The organism is Bacillus cereus group sp. MYBK30-2 (assembly GCF_051915945.1).
In the GTDB taxonomy this organism is placed as follows: Bacteria; Bacillota; Bacilli; order Bacillales; family Bacillaceae_G; genus Bacillus_A; species Bacillus_A paramycoides.
Genome location: NZ_JBQAFR010000002.1, coordinates 668,561 through 692,065 on the forward strand (window position 1 = coordinate 668,561; position 23,505 = coordinate 692,065).

Below are 23,505 nucleotides of genomic sequence, written 5' to 3' on the forward strand. Positions count from 1 at the left end.
TTATAATTGTTGTAACCTTTTTATTTCAGTTAAAAGTTCCTGACTTTCATGATACCCTGCTAATTTCCATTTCCCGTTGTCCTTTTGCAATGTCACAATTTGATATTGTCCACTTTTCGCCCGCTCATATACATATAAATTTTTATGTTCTTCATCATAAGACATTTTTGTTTCTGAATTAAAGGAGAAAGGAGCCTCCTTTGCCGGGAGTAAATATTCACCACTCTGCTTATCATTTCTACTGTTTTCATCTGTAAAAACTTGAAGGAAATTATCTGTAAAATACGGTGATAACGTCTCTATCATCCTATTCATTGGCAAATGCTTCCCACGGATTGAAAATTGTGTCTCATACCCTTTTTGTATCGTTGTAAATACTTCTTTCCGATCAACTTTTACTTCTTCTTTTCCTAAAACAGTTGTGACACTATAGCCAACTAGAAAGGCAACACATACAAATAGAACAAACCATATTCCATATTTCCTCATTTTTTCACCTTCCCTTTAAAGAGCTTGTCTTTGTAGTATTCATTGTAACAATGATTATGCAAAGAAAGGGATGATTTCGTTCGTAAAATCTTTACAACGATAGACAGCATTTTCATCATCATTTTCACTATTACCAATTTATGATAAAAACAAACAAAAAAATGCACGAATCTCTTCGTGCATTAAAATAAAACATCTTCTTCATATAAATATTCATAAGATAAATCTATAAATAAAAAGTTTTCATCATCAATTGGAAAAGAAAATGTTCGTACCATTTCACCAGTTTCGATATCAGCATATAAGTCGGAAAGTCTTGCCTTATTCTCAAAACGCATTTTCATTATATTCTCTAGAAAATAAGGGCGCCAACTCCAGTTCTTCATATAATACTCTGGCATAATGATCCATTCACCATCTTTTTTCATGACATTACCAGATTGCTGAAAACCATCTTCATTACAAATAAATATCCGAAAACTATATTGTGATACACTTTGGCTAAATTGTAACAACCAAGCATTTATATCTTCATTCTTTTTTTGTTTGGATAAAACATCTCCAATTTGATTACGTAACATCTCTGTTAAATTATAAATTTTTTGTAATTTCTTCTTTTCATGCTGAATAAATTGGTGACATTCATTACCAAGTCGCTCTTTTAAAACATTTGTTTCGATAAAATCTGGTAAACATTCTTTCAAATAATTACCTTGATAATATCTACCACCGTTTTTCCAAGCATATTGCAGTTGATAAAAAGCATCTATTTCTTCATATAACAATGTTGCCCCAATTCTTCTTGCAAGTAATGATAGGGAATATAAAATATCTTGATAAGATTGTAAAAGTGCAGTTTGCCTTAAATTTGTTAAATCTACTTTTAAAATATCTGGTGCTAATACGCTAATACGCTCTAAGTTACTTGTACCTGTTCCAACTTTATTAATCGAAATTTGAATACCGTATGTACGATAGTACATAAGTAAATGATTAAATTGTTCTATATCTTCTTTACATTCATGTTCTGTTATCTCTAAAACAATGCATTTCAAATTTAAACCTTGTTTTTCATACATCAACAAAAGTTGGAGTAAACTTTCATCTTCATCATTCATTAATACATTAGCATTCCGATGTATAAATAATAATAATTTTTGATCGCTTTCTAAATACCTATGTAAAGCTTTTTCTACAATAATGTTATCTGCTTCAAGTTGAAACTCACTCGGAATAGAATCATCATGAAAGAAAGAGGCTAAACTTTGTATGCCCTCTTCTGTTTGAATACGTCCTACGACTTCATATCCAATTACTGTATGCTCATCAGCACTAAAAATAGCTTGATAATAAGGAAGGACTTTATCCAAGTTACTCATTACATCTAATGCATCTATCAACGCGCTTCCCTCCCTTTACTTTTCAAAATTATAACACGATATTTACGGAAAAATAATAAAAAATCCCTTCAGTGTTCCTGAAGGGATTAGAGGGGTAAAATGCTAAGGGGAATTAGCAATTCTACTATGAAGAAAAAAGAGGTCTTAAATATAACGTATATATCCCCTCTTGTAAACACTTTTCTTTCACATGTCACAATTTCGTCATATTTTACCGCAAAAAAATGAATAAATCATTCATTTTTTCATCCCTTTTAAAATGGATATTGATGCAAATGTTGTCCTCCATCCATTGTCATGCAAGTTCCATTTATGTACGCAGCTTCATCTGAACATAAATAATAAGCTAGACCCGCAATTTCTTCTGGTGTACCCAGTCGACCAAGTGGAACACTTTGTAATGTACGCTTAGCCATTTCTTCTGAAATCCATAATTTATCGGCACCGCCTGTACGTTCAATTGGTCCTGGTGCGATAGCGTTCACTCGTATCCCATATTTACGTCCCCACTCAACAGCAAGTGTTTTCGTCATTGCTAATACTCCAGCCTTTGCTGCAGCTGAATGAATAACTCCTGGACCTGCATCCCATGCATATGTTGCCACCATGTTAATGATATTTCCTTTTATACCTTTCTCAATCCAATATTTCCCGACAGCATGGCTACAATAGAACGTTCCATTTAATACAATATTAATGACAGAATTCCAGCCATTTACAGATAAATCCTCTGCTGGACAAATAAAATTTCCAGCTGCATTATTTATTAGAATATCAATTCGTCCAAACTTCTCATCAATATGTTCAATCATTCTTTGAATATCATCAGTATTGCGTACATCCATTTGTACAGGTAATACTTGCCCTGGGAACTGTTCAATCTCTAGCCTTGTTTCTTCTAGCTTTTCTTTCGTACGCCCTGTAATAACAACTCGTGCCCCTTCTTTTGCAAAACGAGTCGCCATTCCTTTTCCCATTCCACTCGATCCACCTGTTATAATAACTACCTTTTCTTTCAACTACATCCCCTCCCAAAAATGAATACACATTCATTTTATCATTTAATTTGATAGAAATCTTTATATTTTTAAATTTTTCTGATATTTTAATGTAGAGAAATTTCTTTCTCTTCTATTTTCCTTAATCTATACTACTTTTCTCGAGTCTAAAATATATTTTTAAAAACAAACTGAAAGGAGATTCGAGTAACCTGTATATGGAATACATACATTTGCTGTAAACCTGATAGGTATACTCACATTATTATGAAGCAAATTACACGAAGGAAATTTTTAAAAGTTGGAATACGCACTTGTCTATATTCATTTATAACCGCTAGCATCGGCTATTATTATGCGAAATATATAGAGCCACATTGCGTCTCTTTTACAAGGCACACACTTAAATCACCACTCATACCAAGAAGTTTTCACGGTATGAAGATCCTTCAATTTAGTGACTTACATCTTGGATACTATTTCTCACTCCAACACCTATCTCAAATCGTTTCCAAAATCAATGCCGAAAAGCCAGATATTGTCCTTTTTACTGGTGATCTCATTGACAATTACCAAACATATACTGAAGCTCCTTTTGTTGCATCCATTTTAAAAAATATAAAAGCACCATTCGGTAAATTTTCTATTTATGGAAATCACGACCACGGCGGATATGGAACTGAATACTATGATCACATCATGCGTGAATCTGGTTTTGAACTTTTACAAAATAAAGAAACACGAATTCGTTTATTGGATAATAGTGAAATTTCCATTTTTGGAATCGATGATATACTACTAGGCAAGCCAAAAATAGAGGAAACATTACAACATGCCCAGCAAAATATTTATACAATTGTTCTTGTTCACGAGCCAGATATCGCACCCAAAATCGCTACATATCCAATCAATCTTCAACTTTCTGGTCATAGCCACGGTGGACAAGTACAACTTCCTTTTTTAGGTGCTATTATTACCCCAGCCCTCGCGAAATACTACATTGAAGGTTTCTATAACCTTCGAAATTTGACTCTCTATGTCAATCGAGGTCTTGGAAGAACACGTGTCCCATTCCGCTTTATGGCTAAACCTGAAATTACGCTTTTTACCTTGCAACATTCGTAACATATATTTGCCTATTTTCTTATACATCCTTTCTTGTACGCGCTCATCCACACTTGGTTCACCATATGATAAAAGTGAGTCCAGTAAAGGAGGTTTGTTCATGTATCCATATTATCAACCAGTCCCAGTTCGTTCAGCACCTATTGGTCCAGTCAGCGACTCACGCTTCTTTCCATTTTTCGGCGTTCCATTTCTAGCTGGAATTGCTGGAGGATTGCTCGGTGGAGCATTAGCTTTCGGCCCTAGACCGTTTTATCCGCCATATCCACCGCCTTTCCCACCACCAGCACCTTTCCCTTGTTACGGAGGGCCTTGTCAACAACCATTCTATTATTAATTTAAACCAACGAACCGATTCATCACACGCCTATAATAAAAACTATTCTCTCTACTCATTCTTCCATTTATGGAACATATGATAGAGAAAAAAGTAAAAACCTCTTAATTGCAATAAGAGGTTTTTACTTTTTTTCATTATTCAGCGTCTGTATTTTGATACGCCATCTTAAATAAGTTCACTTGGCTATCAATTTCTTCTATACTACTATTAATTATGTAGTAATAGTCACCATCTTTATTTTGTTCACGTGTTTTCACGTTATCAGCTAAAATAAGCTGTAAAATTGCCTTTATTCTCGCTTTCATTTCAATATCTAAAATTGGGAAGGATATTTCTACTCGTTTTTCCATATTTCGCGTCATCAAATCAGCTGAAGATAAATATATTTTTTCATCGCCATTATGATGGAAATAATAAATACGACTATGTTCTAAATATCTTCCAACAACACTAACTACACGAATATTTTCACTTACATTTGGAATCCCAGGCCTTAAACAACATGTCCCTCTAACGATGAGCTCTACCTTTACCCCAGCTTGTGATGCTTCATACATTTTTTTTATTAATGGTTTATCTGTTAACGAATTCATCTTAGCGATAATATATCCATTTCCATATTGTCTATGATAACGGATTTCCTCATCTATTAAGTCCATAAATTGCTCTCTTATATCAAACGGTGCAACAGATAGATGATGAAAATGCGGTTTCGTTGTATAACCACTCAAATAATTAAAGAAATTCGTTGCATCTACACCAAAGTCTTTTCGCGATGTAATATATCCAAAATCAGTATACAACTTCGCTGTTGCATCATTATAATTTCCTGTTCCAAGATGTACAAACCTTTCGATTTTCCCGTTTTTTCTCCTTACAACAAGTGTGATTTTACTATGCGTTTTCAAGTGACTTACTCCGTAAATAACATGACATCCAGCCTGTTCCAGTTCTTTAGCCCAATGAACATTATTCTCTTCATCAAACCTCGCCTTTAATTCAACCAATACCGTTACTTGTTTTCCTTTTTCAGCCGCCACCTTCAAGGCCTGAATTATTGGGGAGTCTCCACTTACACGATATAATGTTTGTTTAATCGCAAGTACATTCGAGTCCTCTGCCGCATCACGGACAAAATCAACAACTGGCTGAAACGACTCAAATGGATGGTGTAATAAAATGTCATGTTCTATCGCTTTTTCAAATACATCTTCCTCATCACCTAAGTCTTGAGGAGGTTGAGGAATAAGGGCTGGATATACAAGATGCTCATATAAAGGCGCTAATTTTTTATATAAGGAGAATAAACATGTTAAATCTAGCGGTCCATCCATCATATACACATCTTCATCTTTTACTTCCAACACTTCATATAGTAACGACAATACTCTTTCATCAATGTGTTCTTTACCAACTTCTAAACGAACAGCAGCTCCCCACTTACGCTTTTTCAATTCTTTTTCAATTACTTTTAATAAATCACGTGCACCTTCTTCATGAATTGTTAAGTCCGCATTACGTGTAATACGAAAACGAGTAACAGGCGATACTTTATATCCTGTGAATAATTTATGGGTAAAACCACTAATTACATCTTCTAATAAAATAAATTTATGCTTTTGTCCTTCACTCGGTAAAAATATGAAACGCTCAAGTAATGAAGGTACTTGTACAATTCCTAACTTCGTACGATTTTCTTCCTCAGCTTGCTTCTCATCATATAAAATAGTAGCTAAATTCAAACTTTTATTTAATAACATCGGAAATGGACGATACGCATCAATAGCAACAGGGGTTAAAACTGGAAATATTTGTTCATCGAAATACTCCTCGATAAATTCCCTTTGCTCTTTCGTCAAATCATGGAATGTTAAACGCTCAATCCCCTCTAGTTCAAGCGCTGGTAATACATAATTTTTAAACGTGTTATACTGCACAGTCATTAACTCATGAGCTTTTATCGCAATCTTATTTAACTGTTTCTTCGGTGTTAAACCTGCCTTATTTTCTGGCTGATTAAATCCGGCACTTACTTGATCTTTCAAACCTGCCACGCGCACCATAAAAAATTCATCTAAATTTGAACTGAAAATACTAATAAACTTTAATCTTTCTAAAAGTGGATTATTTTCATCTTGTGCTTCTTGTAGTACACGTTCATTAAACGCTAGCCAGCTTAATTCACGATTATTATAATAAGCTGTATCATTTAAATTTACTAAATTCCCCTTTAGCAATTCCATTCTCTTCACACTTCCCTTTGAAACTTTTTCAATATAATTTAGTTCCTTTTATTTTATCAAATTACAATATTCTAAAGTGTTAATTTTTTGTAAAGATATCCGTACCACTTATCGTTTTAATTCGAATACTAAATTAATATTCGTTTTTAATACTCTTTCTAGCTGTTTTTTTTGTTTTTCCGCTTGGACTTTTTCCGCTAATGCCGATTGTTCACATAAAATCCTGAATGTTAAACCTTCTTTACTTTCCGTTATATATATCGTTTCAATAAGCGGCCTTTGTCTCACATTTAAAGCAGCCGAAAATTGTAATACAGCCCCTAATAATCGAATTTTTTTTTGTTCACTTTTATCAAACCACCCTTCAAACGGCGCCAAATGCTGTTTAAATAACATTTTTGATTTATAAGAAGCTATAAGTGCTAATCTAACTCGATCTTTATGCATCATACCATCAATTGTTTTGTTGGCTAGTAAGTAAAACGTATGTAAACGGCTCGCTTCTTCATCTATATATTTTCCAATATTAAATACTTTCGCTGCTTGATGGAATATTTCCCAGTCTTTCGCTGACATAGAAATGAGTCCAGCTCCTTCAAGTTGTTTGCAGATTAATGTTCCTAGTTTAATAAGTTGAATAACAAATTCCATATCTAATTCGTATTCATATGATAATAAATGTAAACTTTCTTCCACTACATTCGGATAGTATGAAATCCCCAAATCTTTCGTTAATTCTTCATAGAAAACACCTTCTCTTAATCCTTTTTTGCTTAATACAAAAGCAGGTGCCTGTATAACATTAACAAGCGTATGAAATACTTCGACAGCTGGAATAATTGTATCTGCTCGATCTTTTGCTAATCCTTCTAATTTTTGAAGTTCTATGAATGATAATTGTTTTAATTCATCTTTCACATTTTTAATATCTTCTTCTTTCATTTTGTATAAATGTAGTCCAGCTATAGGATAACAAATTAAATTTTGATGGATTTTCACCATGTTCCTCGCACTACCCCCAATTGCGATAAGTGGCAATTTTTTATCGATTATCCATGGTAGCGTTCGGAATTGACTACATAAATAGCTTCTAATCTCATCTAACTCCTCTGTAGTAGGAATATTATCTTGAATAAATTGTTGCTTTAAAGAAAGTGCTCCAAAAGAAAAGCTGTGGTATTCTAAAATTTCTCTATTACGGAAGTATGTAACTTCTGTACTTCCCCCACCGATATCAACTGTAATTCCTTCTGAAAACGAAGTAGAATTCATAACTGCTAAATAACCATAACGTGCTTCTTCATATTCTGATAAAACTCTAAGAGTAAAATCTGTTTGTCCTTCAACAAGTTTTTTAATTTCATCTTGATTCTCAGCCTGTCTAATTGTTGCCGTTGCAACACAAAGTGCATGATGTAACTTATAGAATCGTGTACTTTCTTGAAATTGAAATAATGTTTGTAACAACACTTCTATTCCCTCTTCAATTAATACACCATTGACTAAATAATTTCTTAGCCTAGCAACTACTTTCGTATTTTCAATCTCTTTATAAAAACCACCGTTTTGTTTTTCATAAATAACTAAACGCATTGTATTGGAGCCTATGTCTATAATGGCATATTGTTGTTTTAATATTTCTTTCAAACTTCTCACTCTTTCATTATCAAATTTCTAAAACATATTCTATCACTATTATACAAAATAGTTGTTTTTTGTAACAATATTGCTTTAATATTGAAAATATATACAATCACTTTTTGCATATAATAAAAACCTATTTTATTTATGTTATAATAAGGAAAACTTGAAAGGAGATTCAATATGAAACCTTCACAACCACAATCTCAATTACATAACCAACATTCTATTAACAGACTAGCTCAATCTATTTTCGTTGTGAATCGACATGCTAAAGCTGCAACTAATCCTAAATACTTATACTGGTTAAAAAAGACCGCTTTAGAACGTCTCATTGCTGAAAAAAAAGCTATCAAAGAAGGATTACATTTTTCTAGAAATCCGCGTTTTAGTCAACAACAATCTGATGTTCTCATACGTTTAGGTGATTATTTTTTCCATATCCCTCCTACGAAAGATGATTTTCGCACCCTACCACATCTTGGTCATCTTGAATCCTCCTATCGAAATCCGAAAACAACCTTATCTTTAACTATTGCAAAAAAAACACTTCAAGATTATATTGGTCCGGAAGCAGTAAAACAAGAAAAAAAATTAAGCGAACCAGTTCCATGGTATAGCCGTACCTATACAAAAAAATAAAACAGTTTGGCCTAATATAGGCCAAACTGTTTTATTTTTTATCTTCTTTAATTTTAATATTTGCTTGCTTATAGAATGCAACTTTTTCTGTATTATATGATTTTGTATATTCATTAAACTTATCTTTTTCTTGCTCAATATCCTTATAAGATTGGTTTACTGTCTTTACTTTCTCACTAATATCTTTTAATTTTGTTCCTTTATCTTGTAGCATTGTATACAATTCTTTTTCTTGCTTTAAAGATTTATTATAACTATCATACATTTTTTTGAATGAATCATGTCGTTTCTCATAAGTACTCTTTACTTTATCCGCCTGGTCTTTTAATTTATTATCTTCAATTTTCCCCACATACTTATCAGCCGATTTCACTTCTTCTTGCGCTTTATTTAACGCATCTTTTTCTTTAATAAGAACTTTTTCTCGTTCATCTGTATTTTTCACTGCTTGATCAAGCTTTTCCTTAACAGCCTGATTATTATCTTTTCCTTCTTGAACAATTTGATTATATAATGCTTGTCCTTCTTTCTCTAATGATTCAAGCTTTTTCGCATCTTCAAACATTGTTTTTTCTTGCTTGGCAGCATTCTCAAATGCAACATATAGTTCCTCTTCTGGTTTCGGACCGAAACAACCAGCTAGTAAAGTCATTGATAATGCAGTTACAATTGCTAATTTATTATATTTCAACATCTATTCCTCCTATTAATAAACGATCATCGCGCCAAAAATCCCATGCAAAATGTGTAAATTCTTCATCTATTTCACCCTCACATCTTTTTACGAAGATCATCAATAATTATTTATCATGCTTGTACAGTTTCTCTCTTTTCTTGCACAAATTTAGTACTTAAAATTACGTTTTTCGTTTCTACATTTGTATTATGTAGTAGTTTCAAATTATGTAATAGCTTCAAACACAAAGGAATTTACCTCAGTTTTAATAACTGCAAGAACAACTATAATAATTCACCTGATAAAAGATGATCGTTGGTCTCTCACGTCTATCATTCCATCATTCCCTTTCCGCTTTCTATCAAATAATCTCTTTGTCCATTTTACACAGTACAAAGGTTATCTCGCAACAACTTACAAATATTCTTTTAATTTCCTAAAAAGGAAAAGTGTAGAGCTTATTTTCCTCTACACTTTTAAAATAAAACGCATTGTGCAAAATGCATTGACACATCCAACATAATTATATGCTGATTACATATATTTTTAAAGGATTTTGTTACAAAAAAATGTTTTTTGTAACAAAATCCAAAAAAATGTTACAGGAAAATTTCTTCATATCATACTTCTTCAAATCAAAGTTTCACTCATCACCTTGCGAATTTCTATAATTATACAATTGATTTTGTGCCTTTCTTAACAACTCTTCAAAAGTTTTCCCCTCTCCTGGATAACTAGCAGCGCCAAATAGTAAAGTAACACTTAGTAAATCATTTGCTATTTCATTTTGAATATTTTTGATTAATCGATTTGTTATTGTTGATTTTTCATAGCCATTATCAACTACTACAATAACGTATTTATTTTCATCCCATCTCGTAACTACATCGCCTTTTCGAACTGTCTTTACAATTGTAGGCTCCACTCTTTGGACTAACTCATCCAACTTTTTTCTTGCACTGTGCCTTTTATTACATCCCACTCTTTTACTGAAAGAATGTACAATGTAATATTACGAGAATCTCTTTCGGATAAAGCAGCTACTTTCCTGAAAAAATCAACGACAAAATCGTTGTTCGTCATTCCTCCCACTTCAACATTCATACGTACGCTTGCTCTTTTATCGTACCAATATATATTTCTATAAAAATAATGTTTTTCTACAAAATAAAAAATGTACATATTCGATGCACATTTTCGCTTAAGCTTGTATACCTTTTCTATTCTATTTCATATATATACTATATATCGTTTTTAGAAAGGAGTGACATATATGCCTCAAAAAGAAAATCTATCAGATATTATGCGCTTACTAGCTGGTTTTTTATTATCATTAAAACTACTATTTAAATCTTTCGGAATAAACTTCATTACAAACGATCAAATTGACGCTATAGTAAATGTTAGTTCATTTCTATTCATTCTATATGTTGGATACAAAAATAACTATGTAGGAAAAAAAGGAATAGAACAAAAGAAATTACTCAAGAAACACAATCTTCATTAAAAAAGGAACCTTTCACTCAGGTTCCTTTTTATCATTGCCTTACAACCACTTCATTTGTTTGCAGTGGGCCATATGATAATCCTTTATATTGACATGTGTATGTAGCTTGAAATACTGAATTTGGAGGAGCTTTATCTTTATTTGCTTTTATTTTACAAATTAATTCCACTTTTTCATTTGGTGATAAATTATCGATTCGCCACCTTACAAGCTGAAATAAAAATTCACTTATCCCCTTATCTGTCTTTAAAGAATTGGGGATATACGCAAAATAGTCACGAATCATATGACTTACGACAACTCGTGAAATCATTTCAACTCCTTTATTTTCAACTTCAAGACGAATAATAAGTATATCATTGACATCAAAGGCTAGTTTATATGCAAATTTTTCTTTATACATACTACGGATTTGCAATGTGACGGCTACATTAGGAATTTCGGTTTCTTTTTTTGAACCATCAATCCACAAAACAGGCTGCAACGGTATAGAATACCTTCCTTGATCCGAAATTCGTTTCCATATTTTCATAATGTAAATTCACCTCATTCCAGATGTATCATCTATACAACTTTATTCTGCCTATCTACACAATAAATCACACAAAAAAATATTGGAACTTGTTACAAACAGCATTAATTATTTCTCTCCCTTTTATCCTATTCGACAATATAAAGAAAAAACCATTTTTAATAGGTGACAGGGGCTATTCTTTATTAAATATTTTTTTACATTTTCCTTCATTGACTATGTAACAACGTCAAGCCTTACTGCCCGTAAATAGCCGGATAAGAGAATAATTTGGTGAAAGAAAAAGTTTGCCTTTTAGTCAAATTTGACTATAATATAATTTATGATTTCTAATCTTTATATCATGTCAGTGCAATTTTTTATAAATAACGCGGGAACGAGACAAACTGTACATGAAGTTTTTTATGCACTGCACCCAAAAACTTAAGTTAGTTTAATTTTTATTAAAGGAGGGCTATATTTGGAAACACAACTATCAAAAAAAGACTCAAGCAAAACAAAATTTGTTGTTGCTGGTTTATTGCTTGGTATTCTAATGGCAGCAATGGATAATACAATAGTCGCAACCGCGATGGCAACTATCGTCGGAGACCTAGGAGGGTTCGACAAATTCGTTTGGGTCACATCTGCATACATGGTAGCAACAATGGCCGGAATGCCTATTTTCGGTAAGCTGTCTGATATGTACGGACGAAAACGTTTTTATATTGGTGGACTAATTCTTTTCTTATTCGGTTCTGCCCTTTGCGGCACAGCATCAAGTATTGAACAACTAAGTATTTATAGAGCCATTCAAGGAATTGGTGGCGGCGCTCTTATGCCTATCGCATTTACAATTATGTATGATATATTCCCACCTGAAAAACGAGGGAAAATGACAGGACTATTTGGTGCCGTTTTCGGGACATCTAGTGTTTTCGGACCTTTATTAGGTGCATATATTACAGATTATATAAGCTGGCACTGGGTCTTCTATATTAATATTCCATTAGGACTTATCTCCTTCTTCTTCATTACTAAATACTACAACGAGTCTCTAGAATATCGAAAACAAAAAATTGACTGGGCTGGTGCCATTACACTGGTCATTAGTATCGTTTGTTTAATGTTTGCCCTAGAACTTGGCGGTAAAGAATATGCATGGAATTCTAATGTAATTATTGGTTTATTTACAGCAGTTGTTATTATGCTTATTATTTTCTTCTTCGTAGAAAGAAACGCGATTGAGCCTATTATTTCTTTCCATTTATTTAAAAAGCCTTTATTTGCAGCCAGCCAAGGGGTTGCCTTTTTCTATGGTGCAGCTTTTATCATCTGCACAGTTTATATTCCAATCTTCGTTCAAGGTGTTCTCGGTGGTTCGGCCTCAAATGCTGGATTAATTTTAACACCAATGATGGTAGGGTCTGTAATCGGGAGTCAAACTGGTGGACAGTTAGCTTCACGAACAAGCTATCGTAACATTATGATGGTATCTGGAGTTTTCTTCGTTCTTGGTATTTATTTACTAAGCACTTTAACAATGGAAACACCTCGTACACTCGTAACAATGTTTATGATTCTCGCTGGACTTGGAGTTGGATTCTCCTTCTCAGTTTTAAGTATGGCATCTATTCACAAACTAGAAATGAGAGATCGCGGTTCTGCTACATCAACAAATTCATTCTTCCGTTCACTAGGAATGACCCTCGGTGTCACTATTTTCGGTACGATTCAAAATCATATCTTCACTGATAAATTAAAAGCAGTCTTTCCTCCTGAATTAGCAAAAATGGCACCAAAAGGTGGAGACACCAGCTTCTTATTATCACCAAACGCTACTGAAAAGCTACCACCTGAAATACTAAGCGGAATTAAGGATGCCCTTGCAACATCTATTGCTAATACATTTTTTTGGGCACTTATCCCAGCTATACTAAGTATAATCTGTATTTTACTTATGGGAAATGAACGTCTTTTAACAGGACCAAAAACGAAACAAAAACAAAAACAAGTAAGCTAATATGGAAAAATGAAACGGTATATCCCTTTATGAAAGAGGATATACCGTTTATAATATGTATAAAATTTCTATATACAGGAGTTGAGACAGCATGAGTATGAAATTAGTCATTCTCGGCTTGCTACTCGAAGGGGATAAGCATCCATATGAAGTACAGCACATAATGAAAGAAAGACAAATGGATTGTTATATTAAATATGCCAAGGGATCACTATACTATGCCTTCGAGCAATTAGAAAAGCAAGGTGCAATTCGTGTTACAAATATTGTTCGAGATACGAATAGACCAGATAAAACAATCTTCCATATAACTGAGGAAGGAAAAAACCTTTTCCACACTTTATTATTAAAGCAATTTGAAGCAAAAAATCAAATATATAAACCAATTTATTCAGCGCTCTCTTTCGCTCACTTTAGTGACGAACAAGCACTAGTTCCTATTTTAGAAAAAAAGAGAGATGATACGGTTCAATACTTACATACAATGCAAACAATATACGATCGTAACAAACAAATAGTTCCTCGTGCCCAACTATATATTTTACAGAGCGTCATTGAGCATATTAATGTTGAATTGCGCTGGCTAAACACACTCCTAAAAGATGCAACTGCAAGTCGCCTTTCAGAAATAGGAGTAGAGACTGATTAAGTTTTTCTAAAAGAGGTATCACCTCTTTTAGAAAAACTTAATACCACCATTGTTTCACAGTTCAAAACACCCTCATTCTAGTATAAAAACCAACCTAAATATTTTTAAAATTACAAATACAAGGAAATGAAAACTTTAGAATTTTCTTATTTTAAAACAGTAGACAAAATTCCAAAAATTATGTTAGAATTTGTTTCAATATCATATCGCTTGTTAAATTCCTTTCAAAAGGAAAATAGGTACACGAAAATTTTATTTCGTGTTTAAAAGGGAAGTTTGGTGAAACTCCAACACGGTCCCGCCACTGTAAATGCTGAGATTTCTTTTTTGTGCCACTGTGAAAACGGGAAGGTGAAAGAAATTATATGAAGCATAAGTCAGGAGACCTGCCTATTTTAACAACACTGATAGACTCACGGATGATGATGAGGTGTTAAGAACAAAAAGGAAGGCTTATTTTCTATGCCTTTATGCTTTTTGTTATAGGTATTTCCTAGTAAACGGAAATGCTTACTTTCAATTAGGGAGGAATTTGAAATGGCAATTCAAACAAGTAACTTAGGTTATCCACGTATCGGACTACAACGAGAGTGGAAAAAAACATTGGAAGCTTTTTGGTCCAATAAAATTGATGAAGAGACATTTTTAACGACAATGAAAGAAATCCGCCTTCAACACGTAAAGGTACAGCAAGAAAAAGGAATTGAATTAATTCCAATAGGCGATTTTACATATTATGACCACGTTCTGGATACAGCCTACATGTTAGGATTCATCCCATCACGTTTTTCAGAGTTTACATCTTACCTTGATGTATATTTTGCAATGGCACGTGGATCTAAAGATCATGTTGCTTCTGAAATGACAAAGTGGTTTAACACAAACTATCATTATATTGTTCCTGAATATGAAGAAGGGTTACAAATCTCTTTAAAAGACAATCGTCCCCTTCGTTTATATGAAGAAGCGAAAAAAGAGTTAGGCGTCGATGGCAAACCAGTTATTTTAGGACCTTATACATTCCTAAAACTAGCAAAAGGTTATACCGAAGATCAATTTGCCACTATTTTAAAACAGCTAATTGCGCCTTACGTACAATTATTCTCTGAATTACACGAAGCTGGAGCACAAATTATTCAAGTTGACGAACCAATCTTCGCATCTTTAACAAAAGATGAAATTAATCAAGCGAAAGAACTTTACGAAGCTATTCATAAAGAAGTTCCAAATGCTAACCTTATTCTACAAACATATTTTGATAGTGTAGAAGAAAACTATGAAGAAATTATTACATTCCCTGTTTCTGGTATTGGATTGGACTTTGTTCATGGCAAAGAAGGTAATGTAAATGCTATTTCAAAATATGGATTCCCAGCTGATAAAATTTTAGCTATCGGTTGTATAGATGGCCGTAACATTTGGAGAGCTGATCTTGATGATGTACTTTCTTTATTTACAACATTACAAAATCAAGTCACAGCAAAAGGTTTAATTGTTCAACCTTCTTGTAGCTTATTGCATACTCCAATTGATAAAACAGAAGAAAAGCACTTATCAACCGAACTATTTGATGCACTTGCATTTGCCAATCAAAAGTTAGAAGAACTAGTCCTTATCCAATCTGCTCTTACTAAAGGTGTTGAAAGCATCAGTAACGAGCTGACAACATATCGTAATGCACATCATGCAATCCGTTCATCAGCTGCACGTAATCGTGAAGATGTAAAAGCAGCGCGTACAGCACTTAAAGAAGATGATTTCTCACGTCCTCTTCCATTTGAAAAAAGATATGAATTACAGCAAGTGGCTTTACAGTTACCACTGTTACCAACAACAACTATCGGTAGCTTCCCACAAACAACTGAAGTTCGTCAAACACGTAAACAGTGGCGTAACGGCGATATTACAAATGAACAATATACTCAATTCATTGAAAAGGAAACTGAGAAGTGGATTCGTTACCAAGAAGATATTGGTCTTGATGTCCTAGTACACGGTGAATTCGAAAGAACTGACATGGTGGAATACTTTGGTGAAAGACTTGCTGGCTTCTCCTTTACTAAAAATGGATGGGTACAATCATACGGTTCTCGCTGTGTGAAACCACCTGTTATTTATGGCGATGTTGCCTTTATAAATGGAATGACTATTAAAGAAACTGTATATGCACAAAGCTTAACAGAGAAAGTAGTAAAGGGTATGCTAACTGGACCTGTCACTATTTTAAATTGGTCATTCGTTCGAAATGACATTTCAAGAAAAGAAGTTTCATATCAAATTGCATTAGCACTTCGTCATGAAATTGAATTACTTGAATCTTCCGGAATTAGGGTAATCCAAGTCGATGAGCCAGCACTTCGTGAAGGAATGCCGTTAAAAGAAAAAGATTGGAATGCATATATTACATGGGCAGTTCAATCATTCCTTTTAGCAACATCTTCTGTAGAAAATGAAACACAAATTCACACTCATATGTGTTACAGTAACTTCGAAGATATTGTAGATGCAATTCGCGCATTAGATGCAGATGTTATTTCCATCGAAACATCAAGAAGTCATGGGGAATTTATTGATACATTAAAACATACAACATATGAAAAAGGAATTGGTCTAGGTGTATATGACATTCATAGCCCACGTGTCCCAAGTAAAGACGAAATGTTTGCAATCGTAGAACAATCTTTACAAGTATGTGATCCTAAATATTTCTGGATTAATCCAGACTGTGGTTTAAAAACTAGAAGAACCGAAGAAGTTATACCTGCCTTAGAGTATATGGTTCAGGCAGCGAAAGACGCTCGTTCTCTCCTAAAGACAAATGCATAATAAAAAAACGTGTTATCCTTCAAAAAGGATAACACGTTTTTTTATTCTACACTCTCAAAATAGAAGTCGTATCGTACTTTATACAATTCATCGTCTGTTGGCTTTTCAAGAGGAGTCGCCTGCAAGACTATCATATATTCCCCATTCGGAATAGGAATATGCAATTTATTAGAAAGAATACTCGTTATAAAAACTCCTTCATTCTTTACAGTGAAAGGAACTGATATCGTTCGAACCACTTCTTCCTTCTCAATATGCTTTCCACAAGTCACTTCCACTTCACAAGTATAGTCAGAGATTGCTTCAAAAATAATCGCTCCATCCACCTCAGCATAACCTCTTTCAAAATCTTCAGGAGTCCAATCTACATAAGGCTGCTGATTATCAGAGTTCATCACCATTAATTGCGAATATGAAATTGTTAATTCCATAACTATCCTTCTCCTCCACTATGAAATGTACGCCGGTTACTACTTCACTTCAAATTTCACACGCGTACCATCTGGATATTTATCTAGCTTATTCCCTACCCAAGAACCTGCACCACGATTATCTGCTGGACTTATATATTCAATATGAGCTCCTTTTCCGCCTTCCTTACACATCGCCATTGGCCATTCATCGCGATCATAACCTTTCTTCGACGGATATGGTGCTAACGATAATTTCCTTCTATCCGCTGCACCATTACGATCAATTGTACAAATTTCTGAATGCCCTTCTTTTATAGCATCCGTTATATGTTTTCCCGTCTCTGGATAACGTTCTTTCGGGAACTCTAAAACTTGATCATACGTAGTTGTTGTTTTTTTATTACTTGTCTCCTCTGGAATAAGTACTTCATAGACCGCTACCAGCAGAGAAAGAATTGCAATAATTGAAATGATAATACCTTTTAATTGCTTCATGTGTACCTCCATGTTCCTACCAATTTCTTTTCCTCAGTTATTATAACAAACTTCTTCTATATATGTTTTCAGACATTATTTTAGCTCTTCCTCTCCATTCCGCCAAAAACATTCATTTTCCCTCACCTTTTCACTAATCCTGTAGAAAACTAATAACCTTCCGACATTCTTTTTCAAAGGAAGTTATCATAAAAGATTGAATTGGTATATACGATACTTTTTGGGGAGGAAATTTCATGGACGCAATCTATAAAACGAAAGATGTCACGAATAAAACAGGCATCCCAAAACATACAGTTCGAAAATATAGTCAACTTTTAGAGGAACATGGTTATATCATTTCAAAAGCTGCTGATGCTCGTATTTATAAAATGGATGATTTAAAACTATTAAAATCCATACACGAAAGAGCAGCGACATTGCAAGAAGATATTTCAGAAACAATTCCAATTATTTTAAAGGAAAAAGATAATCCCCCAATACCAATTGCACAAAACAAACAAGAAGTACAAACAAAAGATGACGGGCGTAACTTTGAAGAATTCATGTTAAAGCTTGAAATGCTCGCTCAATTAAATGAGGCAATTATTCATCAAAATTCTACCCTTATTACACAAAATCGTTTAAAAGATGAGAAGTTAGATGAACTGATGCAACAAGTTTATGTCAAAGAAGGTTCACAAGAAAAAATGCTACAAGAGCTAGTTGATCATGCTGCTCAAACAGATGCACTCCAAAAAGAAAAGATGGACTTATTAATGAATCATATGTATAAGCGAGAATCCAAACAAGAAGAGAAAATGAATAAACTTGTCAACCAAATTTACAATAAAGACAGTAGCCGTGATGCACAGCTTATGCAAGTTATTCGCGAAATTCAAGAAACAAAAAGATTAGTCGCCGCCTCAAAAGAGCAAAGCTTCTTTCAATCATTTAGAAGTTTATTTGTTCGAACAAAACAAGAAAAAACAAATGAGTAAAATCATATATATTTTTCTAATGTAACATAAAATAAAAAGTTACCTTCTACCGGTAACTTTTATTCCTTATTTCTTACAGCTGGCAATATAATAATCGCTTCAGTTCCTTTTCCACTTTCACTTTTATATTCCAGTGTACCATTATGTGCTTGTAGAATACTAAATGTTACCATAAGGCCTAATCCTGTTCCTTTTTCTTTCAAAGAATAATAAGGTTGTCCAAGCCTTGCTAACTGTTCTTTTGTCATTCCAACACCACTATCTTTAACTCTTATTACGATCATTTCATCTTTTTGAACAGCTGTTACTTTTAAATATCCTTTGTTTCCTTGAATTGCTTCAATACCGTTTTTAACAACATTCATAATAGCTTGCTTCAACTTCGTCTTATCACCGATTGTGTAAAGACTCTCAGAAATCTCAACTTGCAAATATACACCTTGCATCGCTGCAAATGATGACATAAGAGTTGTCATTTCAATCAATTGCGCTGATAAACAAATATGTTCTTTCTTTTCAATTTGGGGCCTTGCTAAATTCAAATAATCTGAAATAATTTGTTCAGCACGATCTAGTTCAGCTAATACGAGACGCATATACTCTTTATTTTTCATGTCTTCCGTACTCTCTAGTAATTGGATAAATCCCCGTACAACAGTGAGGGGATTTCGAACTTCATGCGCTACACTTGCAGCTAACTCACTTACAATATTAAGTTTTTCTGATTTTTGCATCTCTGTATGCAATAATGCATTCTCATTTAAATACTCAGTCAAATATACTTGAAATACCATTGTCATAACCATAATAAGTGAAGCAAATATATACCTACTATATAGATGAGATATATATGGTGTAAAACCTGTTTCCAAAAGGACATTAAACATGCTAAATACTAATGAAACAAGAACATAAACTGATGAAATCATAAAAGCTAATATTAGCTTCTTATCTCTTGAAAAAAGAGACCATTTCTTTGATAAGAACAATGGAATTATCGAAAGAAATATTACTTCTACGATAGGAAACCAACTGATTCCCTTTAAAAACCATTCATATGTAACAAAAATAATGGCAGGGATGAGCCCAACAATCCCACCATATAAAAAACCACTAACAATCGGGATTGGATGAAAATTGTATCCGCAAACGGTACCAAAGCAAATAGAATATGTCATGGAGAGAACGAGTGTAACGCTAGATAAAAACATAATAAAGTAGCGATTAGGCTTCGGAAGCATTTCTTGATAACGATTTAAACGAATCGCTTCATATAAAAATAGTGGCAAAATAATGATGGCAATTTGGATCATTAAATCACGGATAAGCTCCATAGCCTCTCATCCCCTATATGTATTTTGATATGATTATATCATTTATAAGTCTATTTGTTTTAAAATTTTGATTTTTCTTAACATATTTGTTAATTATTTGTTAACAACTAATAATAAATGTTACAGATTTCCGAAATGATTGTAAACCCTGTACCAAATTTCCTTCGTGCAGTATACAATGAATACGGATTACAAAGAAAATAAAAAACACTTCACTGGACGGACAACTATCGCAAAATACAGCATATAATCCATACTATCTATGTTTACAAATAAGTGATCATTACTTTAGTAGGAGGAAGATAAATATGGCGGGTACTACGCTTGTTTTAAAAGAAGAAAATTTGGTTGTGCTAGAAAACGTTGAAAAATCAGTATACGAAGAATTGCAACATAAAACGGGGGAAGAAAACTGTACATGTGCTGTAAATGAATCTGTTGTCCATCTTGGCAAAGTATCTTCCGTACTTTGGAACGATGATGAAATAGATTGGGAATACGGTTATTAAAAAGTCGCTTTCAGCGGCTTTTTTTGTGCAATACGTACAGCAACATTTATACCTAGATTGAAGGGAAATCTTAATTACCTCACACCTAATCTGTTCTTATCTCTTACTTCCATTGAATTTTAATATAGGAGATTCTTACCGCTCACAAATAGCAGGATAAAGTTTATATACAAAGCGTAATAATGAAAAATATGATAAAATGAACTTAATTTTCAAACGGAAGAAAGGGAGATACAATGGAACAATTCATTAACCCTAGAGTGAAGGACATCCAAATTTCTGGAATCCGCCAGTTCTCTAACATGATTCAAAACTATGATAATCTTATCTCTTTAACAATTGGGCAACCCGATTTCCCTACACCTTCTCTAGTAAAAGAAGCTGCTAAACGGGCCATTACAGAAAATTATACAAGCTATACACATAACGCTGGTTTACTAAAATTACGCGAGGCGGCTTGTAACTTTGTAAAAGATAATTACGATTTACACTATTCACCTGAAAACGAAACCATTGTTACAATCGGTGCTAGCGAAGCGATTGATGTTGCATTCCGTACAATTTTGGAGCCAGGAACGGAAGTGATTTTACCTGCTCCTATTTATCCAGGTTACGAGCCTATTATTCGACTATGCGGTGCAACGCCTATTTTTATAGATGTTCGTGAAACTGGATTTCGTTTAACAGCTGAAGCATTGCAAAATGCAATTACTGAACGAACAAGATGCGTTGTTTTACCGTATCCTTCTAATCCAACTGGTGTTACCCTATCAAAAGAAGAATTAAAAGATATTGTATCTGTCTTAAAAGATAAAAATATATTCGTTCTTTCTGATGAAATTTATAGCGAACTTGTATATGAAGAAAAGCACATGTCTATTGCTCATTTCCCAGAAATGCGAGAGAAGACTATTGTCATTAACGGCTTATCAAAATCACACTCTATGACTGGCTGGCGTATCGGACTTTTATTTGCTCCAAGCTATTTAGCAAAACATATTTTAAAAGTTCACCAATACAATGTTACATGCGCTACTTCAATTGCCCAATATGCTGCAATCGAGGCTTTAACAGCTGCTAAAGATGCACCGAAGATGATGCGCCACCAATATAAAAAGCGCCTTGATTATGTATATAATAGACTCATTCAAATGGGCTTAACAGTCGAGAAGCCAACGGGTGCGTTTTACTTATTCCCATATGTCGGAAACTTAACATCTTCATCATTTGATTTTGCACTTGATCTTGTAAAAGAAGCTGGGCTGGCCGTCGTTCCTGGAACGGCATTTTCTGAATACGGTGAAGGCTATCTTCGCCTTTCCTACGCTTATAGTATCGAAACTTTAAAAGAAGGCTGTGACCGTTTAGAAGCCTTTCTAAAGCAAAAAGCTAAGAGTTAAACTCTTAGCTTTTTTATGCATAATGATCACAAGTTTGACGTTTCAATAACTTATGCGGAATAATGATACATTTTGCAGTAGACTCCGAATGCTCCACCTTATCGACTAAAGCTTTTGCTGCTTCATACCCTAGTTGATAAATATTCACATCAACTGTCGAAAGTGGTGGACTAGCTATTTCTGATAATAAGGCATTGTTAAAGCTTACAATAGAAACATCCTTTGGTACAACGAACCCTTTTTTAGAAAGTGCGCTTAGTACGCCAAGTCCAATTAAATCATCAGTCGCCATAATTGCTGTCGGTGGTTGTTCAAGTCCCATTAACTCCTCTACAGCCTGTTGTCCACCTTCTCTTGAGAAATCAAAATGTAAAATGTACTCTTTCGGTAATAAAATGTCTGCTAGTTTCAAAGCATCACTCATACCTGCCAAACGATCTCTTGTTACAAGTAAATCTGAGCCACCGCCAATGAACGCGATTTGTTTATGCCCTAATGAAATCAAATATTCCGCTACTTCTCTTGCAGCCGTATAATTGTCATTATCTACATATGTAATTTCATCTTTTCGATCATATGGTTTTCCGATTAAAACAAACGGGAAATTTTGATTATGTAAATACTGAATGATCCGGTCATTTTCTCTTGAATATAAAAGAATAATCCCACCAATTTGACGCCCTTGTACCATCTTTACAACACCATTAAAAATTTCGTCTTCCGTTTCACCTGTCGACATATAGAGCGCATACCCTTCCATGTGTGCGAATGAGCTAATTCCTCTTATAACTTCTGGGAAAAACGGATTTTGAAAAGCTTTACTTGCAGAACTCGGCATAACGAGTCCAAGCGTTTTCGTTGTTTGGTTCGCAAGGTTTCTTGCATTTAAATTTGGGTGATAGCCTAGTTCACTCATTACTTTTCGAACTCGGCGCTTTGTTTTTTCACTTATACTTGGATTATCAGCAATTACACGTGAAACCGTCGATGGTGCAACATTTGCTTTCTTCGCCACATCTTTAATTGTAACTGTCATAAAAATCCCCTCCTCTCACGTTTCTGCCATATTTCATATATTGTTATCTTGCAATCGTTGCAAGTAATAGGAGAAATCGCAAACTTTCATCACTTCGTTCTATCTTGCAAAAATTATTATCTTCTCCCTCTCCATGTATTGTAAGGGATATAGCTTTATTTTCCTATACTATAATATACTATTTATTTCACATCTTTTCACATGTGATGTCAAATCTCTTTTCATCTCCCTACAAATTTTTATAGGGAGATGAAAAGAGAAATGGGAC

21 protein-coding genes, 1 pseudogene and 1 riboswitch are annotated in these 23,505 nt (G+C 33.8%); of the genes and pseudogenes, 10 read left to right on the forward strand and 12 right to left on the reverse strand.

Annotated elements, in window-relative coordinates; translation table 11 throughout:
- From ACTFQM_RS14940 to fadH, 3 genes are all read right to left on the reverse strand, one after another.
- Positions 1-489 carry a DUF3993 domain-containing protein gene (locus tag ACTFQM_RS14940; protein ID WP_002173226.1) on the reverse strand — a complete coding sequence of 163 codons (489 nt, stop codon included), beginning with the start codon at positions 487-489 and terminating at the stop codon, positions 1-3.
- A gap of 182 nt (positions 490-671) precedes the next feature.
- Positions 672-1,889, reverse strand: a complete 1,218-nt coding sequence (locus ACTFQM_RS14945) for an EAL domain-containing protein (protein ID WP_440035035.1) — start codon at positions 1,887-1,889, stop codon at positions 672-674.
- 254 nt (positions 1,890-2,143) lie between these two features.
- Positions 2,144-2,908, reverse strand: a complete 765-nt coding sequence (fadH, locus tag ACTFQM_RS14950) for a 2,4-dienoyl-CoA reductase (RefSeq protein WP_440035036.1) — start codon at positions 2,906-2,908, stop codon at positions 2,144-2,146.
- Between the two features lie 246 nt (positions 2,909-3,154).
- Between fadH and ACTFQM_RS14955 the strand changes: the two genes are divergently transcribed.
- Together ACTFQM_RS14955 and ACTFQM_RS14960 are read left to right on the forward strand one after the other, a co-directional pair.
- On the forward strand, positions 3,155-4,012 hold the full coding sequence (locus tag ACTFQM_RS14955; protein ID WP_440035037.1) for a metallophosphoesterase: 858 nt from the start codon (positions 3,155-3,157) through the stop codon (positions 4,010-4,012).
- Positions 4,013-4,112: 100 nt separating this feature from the next.
- Complete coding sequence (locus ACTFQM_RS14960; RefSeq protein ID WP_242270866.1) at positions 4,113-4,349, forward strand: hypothetical protein; 237 nt, start codon at positions 4,113-4,115, stop codon at positions 4,347-4,349.
- A 137-nt stretch (positions 4,350-4,486) separates the two neighbouring features.
- Here ACTFQM_RS14960 and ACTFQM_RS14965 read toward each other — a convergent pair whose 3' ends face one another.
- Both ACTFQM_RS14965 and ACTFQM_RS14970 read right to left on the reverse strand, forming a co-directional pair.
- On the reverse strand, positions 4,487-6,595 hold the full coding sequence (locus ACTFQM_RS14965; protein ID WP_178939029.1) for a polyphosphate kinase: 2,109 nt from the start codon (positions 6,593-6,595) through the stop codon (positions 4,487-4,489).
- Between the two features lie 108 nt (positions 6,596-6,703).
- Positions 6,704-8,242: a Ppx/GppA phosphatase family protein gene (locus ACTFQM_RS14970; protein ID WP_440035038.1), complete on the reverse strand. Its 1,539-nt coding sequence runs from the start codon at positions 8,240-8,242 to the stop codon at positions 6,704-6,706.
- 177 nt (positions 8,243-8,419) lie between these two features.
- Here ACTFQM_RS14970 and ACTFQM_RS14975 point away from each other — a divergent pair, with 177 nt between their 5' ends.
- Positions 8,420-8,878 carry a YkyB family protein gene (locus ACTFQM_RS14975; RefSeq protein ID WP_025147723.1) on the forward strand — a complete coding sequence of 153 codons (459 nt, stop codon included), beginning with the start codon at positions 8,420-8,422 and terminating at the stop codon, positions 8,876-8,878.
- 31 nt (positions 8,879-8,909) lie between these two features.
- Here the strand turns inward: ACTFQM_RS14975 and ACTFQM_RS14980 are convergent, their stop codons facing one another.
- Both ACTFQM_RS14980 and ACTFQM_RS14985 read right to left on the reverse strand, forming a co-directional pair.
- Positions 8,910-9,572, reverse strand: coding sequence for a YkyA family protein (locus ACTFQM_RS14980; RefSeq protein ID WP_048374050.1), 663 nt, complete (start codon positions 9,570-9,572; stop codon positions 8,910-8,912).
- A 625-nt stretch (positions 9,573-10,197) separates the two neighbouring features.
- A pseudogene (locus tag ACTFQM_RS14985) lies at positions 10,198-10,691 on the reverse strand (GGDEF domain-containing protein); the annotation flags it as partial.
- Positions 10,692-10,827: 136 nt separating this feature from the next.
- Here ACTFQM_RS14985 and ACTFQM_RS14990 point away from each other — a divergent pair.
- Positions 10,828-11,061, forward strand: a complete 234-nt coding sequence (locus tag ACTFQM_RS14990) for a phage holin (protein WP_025147721.1) — start codon at positions 10,828-10,830, stop codon at positions 11,059-11,061.
- Positions 11,062-11,092: 31 nt separating this feature from the next.
- On the opposite strand, the gene ACTFQM_RS14995 is transcribed toward ACTFQM_RS14990, so the two are convergent.
- A complete protein-coding gene (locus ACTFQM_RS14995) occupies positions 11,093-11,593 on the reverse strand; it encodes a hypothetical protein (protein WP_440035040.1) in 501 nt (166 codons plus the stop codon).
- A gap of 460 nt (positions 11,594-12,053) precedes the next feature.
- On the opposite strand from ACTFQM_RS14995, the gene ACTFQM_RS15000 reads away from it, so the two are divergent.
- From ACTFQM_RS15000 to metE, 3 genes are all read left to right on the forward strand, one after another.
- Positions 12,054-13,595 (forward strand): MDR family MFS transporter, encoded by a 1,542-nt coding sequence (locus ACTFQM_RS15000; RefSeq protein ID WP_002173236.1) that lies wholly within the window; start codon positions 12,054-12,056, stop codon positions 13,593-13,595.
- A gap of 91 nt (positions 13,596-13,686) precedes the next feature.
- Positions 13,687-14,244 (forward strand): PadR family transcriptional regulator, encoded by a 558-nt coding sequence (locus ACTFQM_RS15005; protein ID WP_002173237.1) that lies wholly within the window; start codon positions 13,687-13,689, stop codon positions 14,242-14,244.
- 220 nt (positions 14,245-14,464) lie between these two features.
- Positions 14,465-14,652, forward strand: a riboswitch (cobalamin riboswitch).
- A 129-nt stretch (positions 14,653-14,781) separates the two neighbouring features.
- Positions 14,782-17,070: a 5-methyltetrahydropteroyltriglutamate--homocysteine S-methyltransferase gene (gene metE, locus ACTFQM_RS15010; RefSeq protein ID WP_440035042.1), complete on the forward strand. Its 2,289-nt coding sequence runs from the start codon at positions 14,782-14,784 to the stop codon at positions 17,068-17,070.
- Between the two features lie 41 nt (positions 17,071-17,111).
- On the opposite strand, the gene comJ is transcribed toward metE, so the two are convergent.
- A complete protein-coding gene (gene comJ, locus ACTFQM_RS15015) occupies positions 17,112-17,501 on the reverse strand; it encodes a competence protein ComJ (RefSeq protein WP_440035043.1) in 390 nt (129 codons plus the stop codon).
- Positions 17,502-17,540: 39 nt separating this feature from the next.
- Positions 17,541-17,978, reverse strand: coding sequence for a DNA-entry nuclease (gene nucA, locus ACTFQM_RS15020; protein ID WP_025150416.1), 438 nt, complete (start codon positions 17,976-17,978; stop codon positions 17,541-17,543).
- 236 nt (positions 17,979-18,214) lie between these two features.
- Here nucA and ACTFQM_RS15025 point away from each other — a divergent pair, with 236 nt between their 5' ends.
- A complete protein-coding gene (locus ACTFQM_RS15025) occupies positions 18,215-18,958 on the forward strand; it encodes a DUF3967 domain-containing protein (protein ID WP_440035044.1) in 744 nt (247 codons plus the stop codon).
- Between the two features lie 59 nt (positions 18,959-19,017).
- Here the strand turns inward: ACTFQM_RS15025 and kinB are convergent, their stop codons facing one another.
- Entirely contained in the window at positions 19,018-20,292 is a 1,275-nt protein-coding gene (gene kinB, locus ACTFQM_RS15030; protein WP_440035047.1) for a sporulation sensor histidine kinase KinB, read from the reverse strand.
- 308 nt (positions 20,293-20,600) lie between these two features.
- On the opposite strand from kinB, the gene ACTFQM_RS15035 reads away from it, so the two are divergent.
- The gene (locus tag ACTFQM_RS15035) at positions 20,601-20,801 is read left to right on the forward strand and encodes a hypothetical protein (RefSeq protein ID WP_440035785.1); all 201 of its coding nucleotides are present in this window, start codon (positions 20,601-20,603) and stop codon (positions 20,799-20,801) included.
- 236 nt (positions 20,802-21,037) lie between these two features.
- The gene (locus ACTFQM_RS15040) at positions 21,038-22,201 is read left to right on the forward strand and encodes an aminotransferase A (protein WP_048374059.1); all 1,164 of its coding nucleotides are present in this window, start codon (positions 21,038-21,040) and stop codon (positions 22,199-22,201) included.
- A 13-nt stretch (positions 22,202-22,214) separates the two neighbouring features.
- Here ACTFQM_RS15040 and malR read toward each other — a convergent pair whose 3' ends face one another.
- Positions 22,215-23,237, reverse strand: coding sequence for a maltose operon transcriptional repressor MalR (gene malR / locus ACTFQM_RS15045; protein ID WP_002173244.1), 1,023 nt, complete (start codon positions 23,235-23,237; stop codon positions 22,215-22,217).
- Positions 23,238-23,505: the final 268 nt, after the last annotated feature.

What these genes read in the sequence shown, in the direction of transcription:
- ACTFQM_RS14940 (WP_002173226.1), bottom strand. Translation starts at nt 489, where the DNA reads ATGAGGAAATATGGAATATGGTTTGTTCTATTTGTATGTGTTGCCTTT.
- ACTFQM_RS14955 (WP_440035037.1), top strand. Translation starts at nt 3,155, where the DNA reads ATGAAGCAAATTACACGAAGGAAATTTTTAAAAGTTGGAATACGCACT.
- ACTFQM_RS14960 (WP_242270866.1), top strand. Translation starts at nt 4,113, where the DNA reads ATGTATCCATATTATCAACCAGTCCCAGTTCGTTCAGCACCTATTGGT.
- ACTFQM_RS14965 (WP_178939029.1), bottom strand. Translation starts at nt 6,595, where the DNA reads ATGGAATTGCTAAAGGGGAATTTAGTAAATTTAAATGATACAGCTTAT.
- ACTFQM_RS14975 (WP_025147723.1), top strand. Translation starts at nt 8,420, where the DNA reads ATGAAACCTTCACAACCACAATCTCAATTACATAACCAACATTCTATT.
- ACTFQM_RS14980 (WP_048374050.1), bottom strand. Translation starts at nt 9,572, where the DNA reads ATGTTGAAATATAATAAATTAGCAATTGTAACTGCATTATCAATGACT.
- ACTFQM_RS14990 (WP_025147721.1), top strand. Translation starts at nt 10,828, where the DNA reads ATGCCTCAAAAAGAAAATCTATCAGATATTATGCGCTTACTAGCTGGT.
- ACTFQM_RS14995 (WP_440035040.1), bottom strand. Translation starts at nt 11,593, where the DNA reads ATGAAAATATGGAAACGAATTTCGGATCAAGGAAGGTATTCTATACCG.
- ACTFQM_RS15005 (WP_002173237.1), top strand. Translation starts at nt 13,687, where the DNA reads ATGAGTATGAAATTAGTCATTCTCGGCTTGCTACTCGAAGGGGATAAG.
- metE (WP_440035042.1), top strand. Translation starts at nt 14,782, where the DNA reads ATGGCAATTCAAACAAGTAACTTAGGTTATCCACGTATCGGACTACAA.
- comJ (WP_440035043.1), bottom strand. Translation starts at nt 17,501, where the DNA reads ATGGAATTAACAATTTCATATTCGCAATTAATGGTGATGAACTCTGAT.
- nucA (WP_025150416.1), bottom strand. Translation starts at nt 17,978, where the DNA reads ATGAAGCAATTAAAAGGTATTATCATTTCAATTATTGCAATTCTTTCT.
- ACTFQM_RS15025 (WP_440035044.1), top strand. Translation starts at nt 18,215, where the DNA reads ATGGACGCAATCTATAAAACGAAAGATGTCACGAATAAAACAGGCATC.
- kinB (WP_440035047.1), bottom strand. Translation starts at nt 20,292, where the DNA reads ATGGAGCTTATCCGTGATTTAATGATCCAAATTGCCATCATTATTTTG.
- ACTFQM_RS15035 (WP_440035785.1), top strand. Translation starts at nt 20,601, where the DNA reads ATGGCGGGTACTACGCTTGTTTTAAAAGAAGAAAATTTGGTTGTGCTA.
- ACTFQM_RS15040 (WP_048374059.1), top strand. Translation starts at nt 21,038, where the DNA reads ATGGAACAATTCATTAACCCTAGAGTGAAGGACATCCAAATTTCTGGA.
- malR (WP_002173244.1), bottom strand. Translation starts at nt 23,237, where the DNA reads ATGACAGTTACAATTAAAGATGTGGCGAAGAAAGCAAATGTTGCACCA.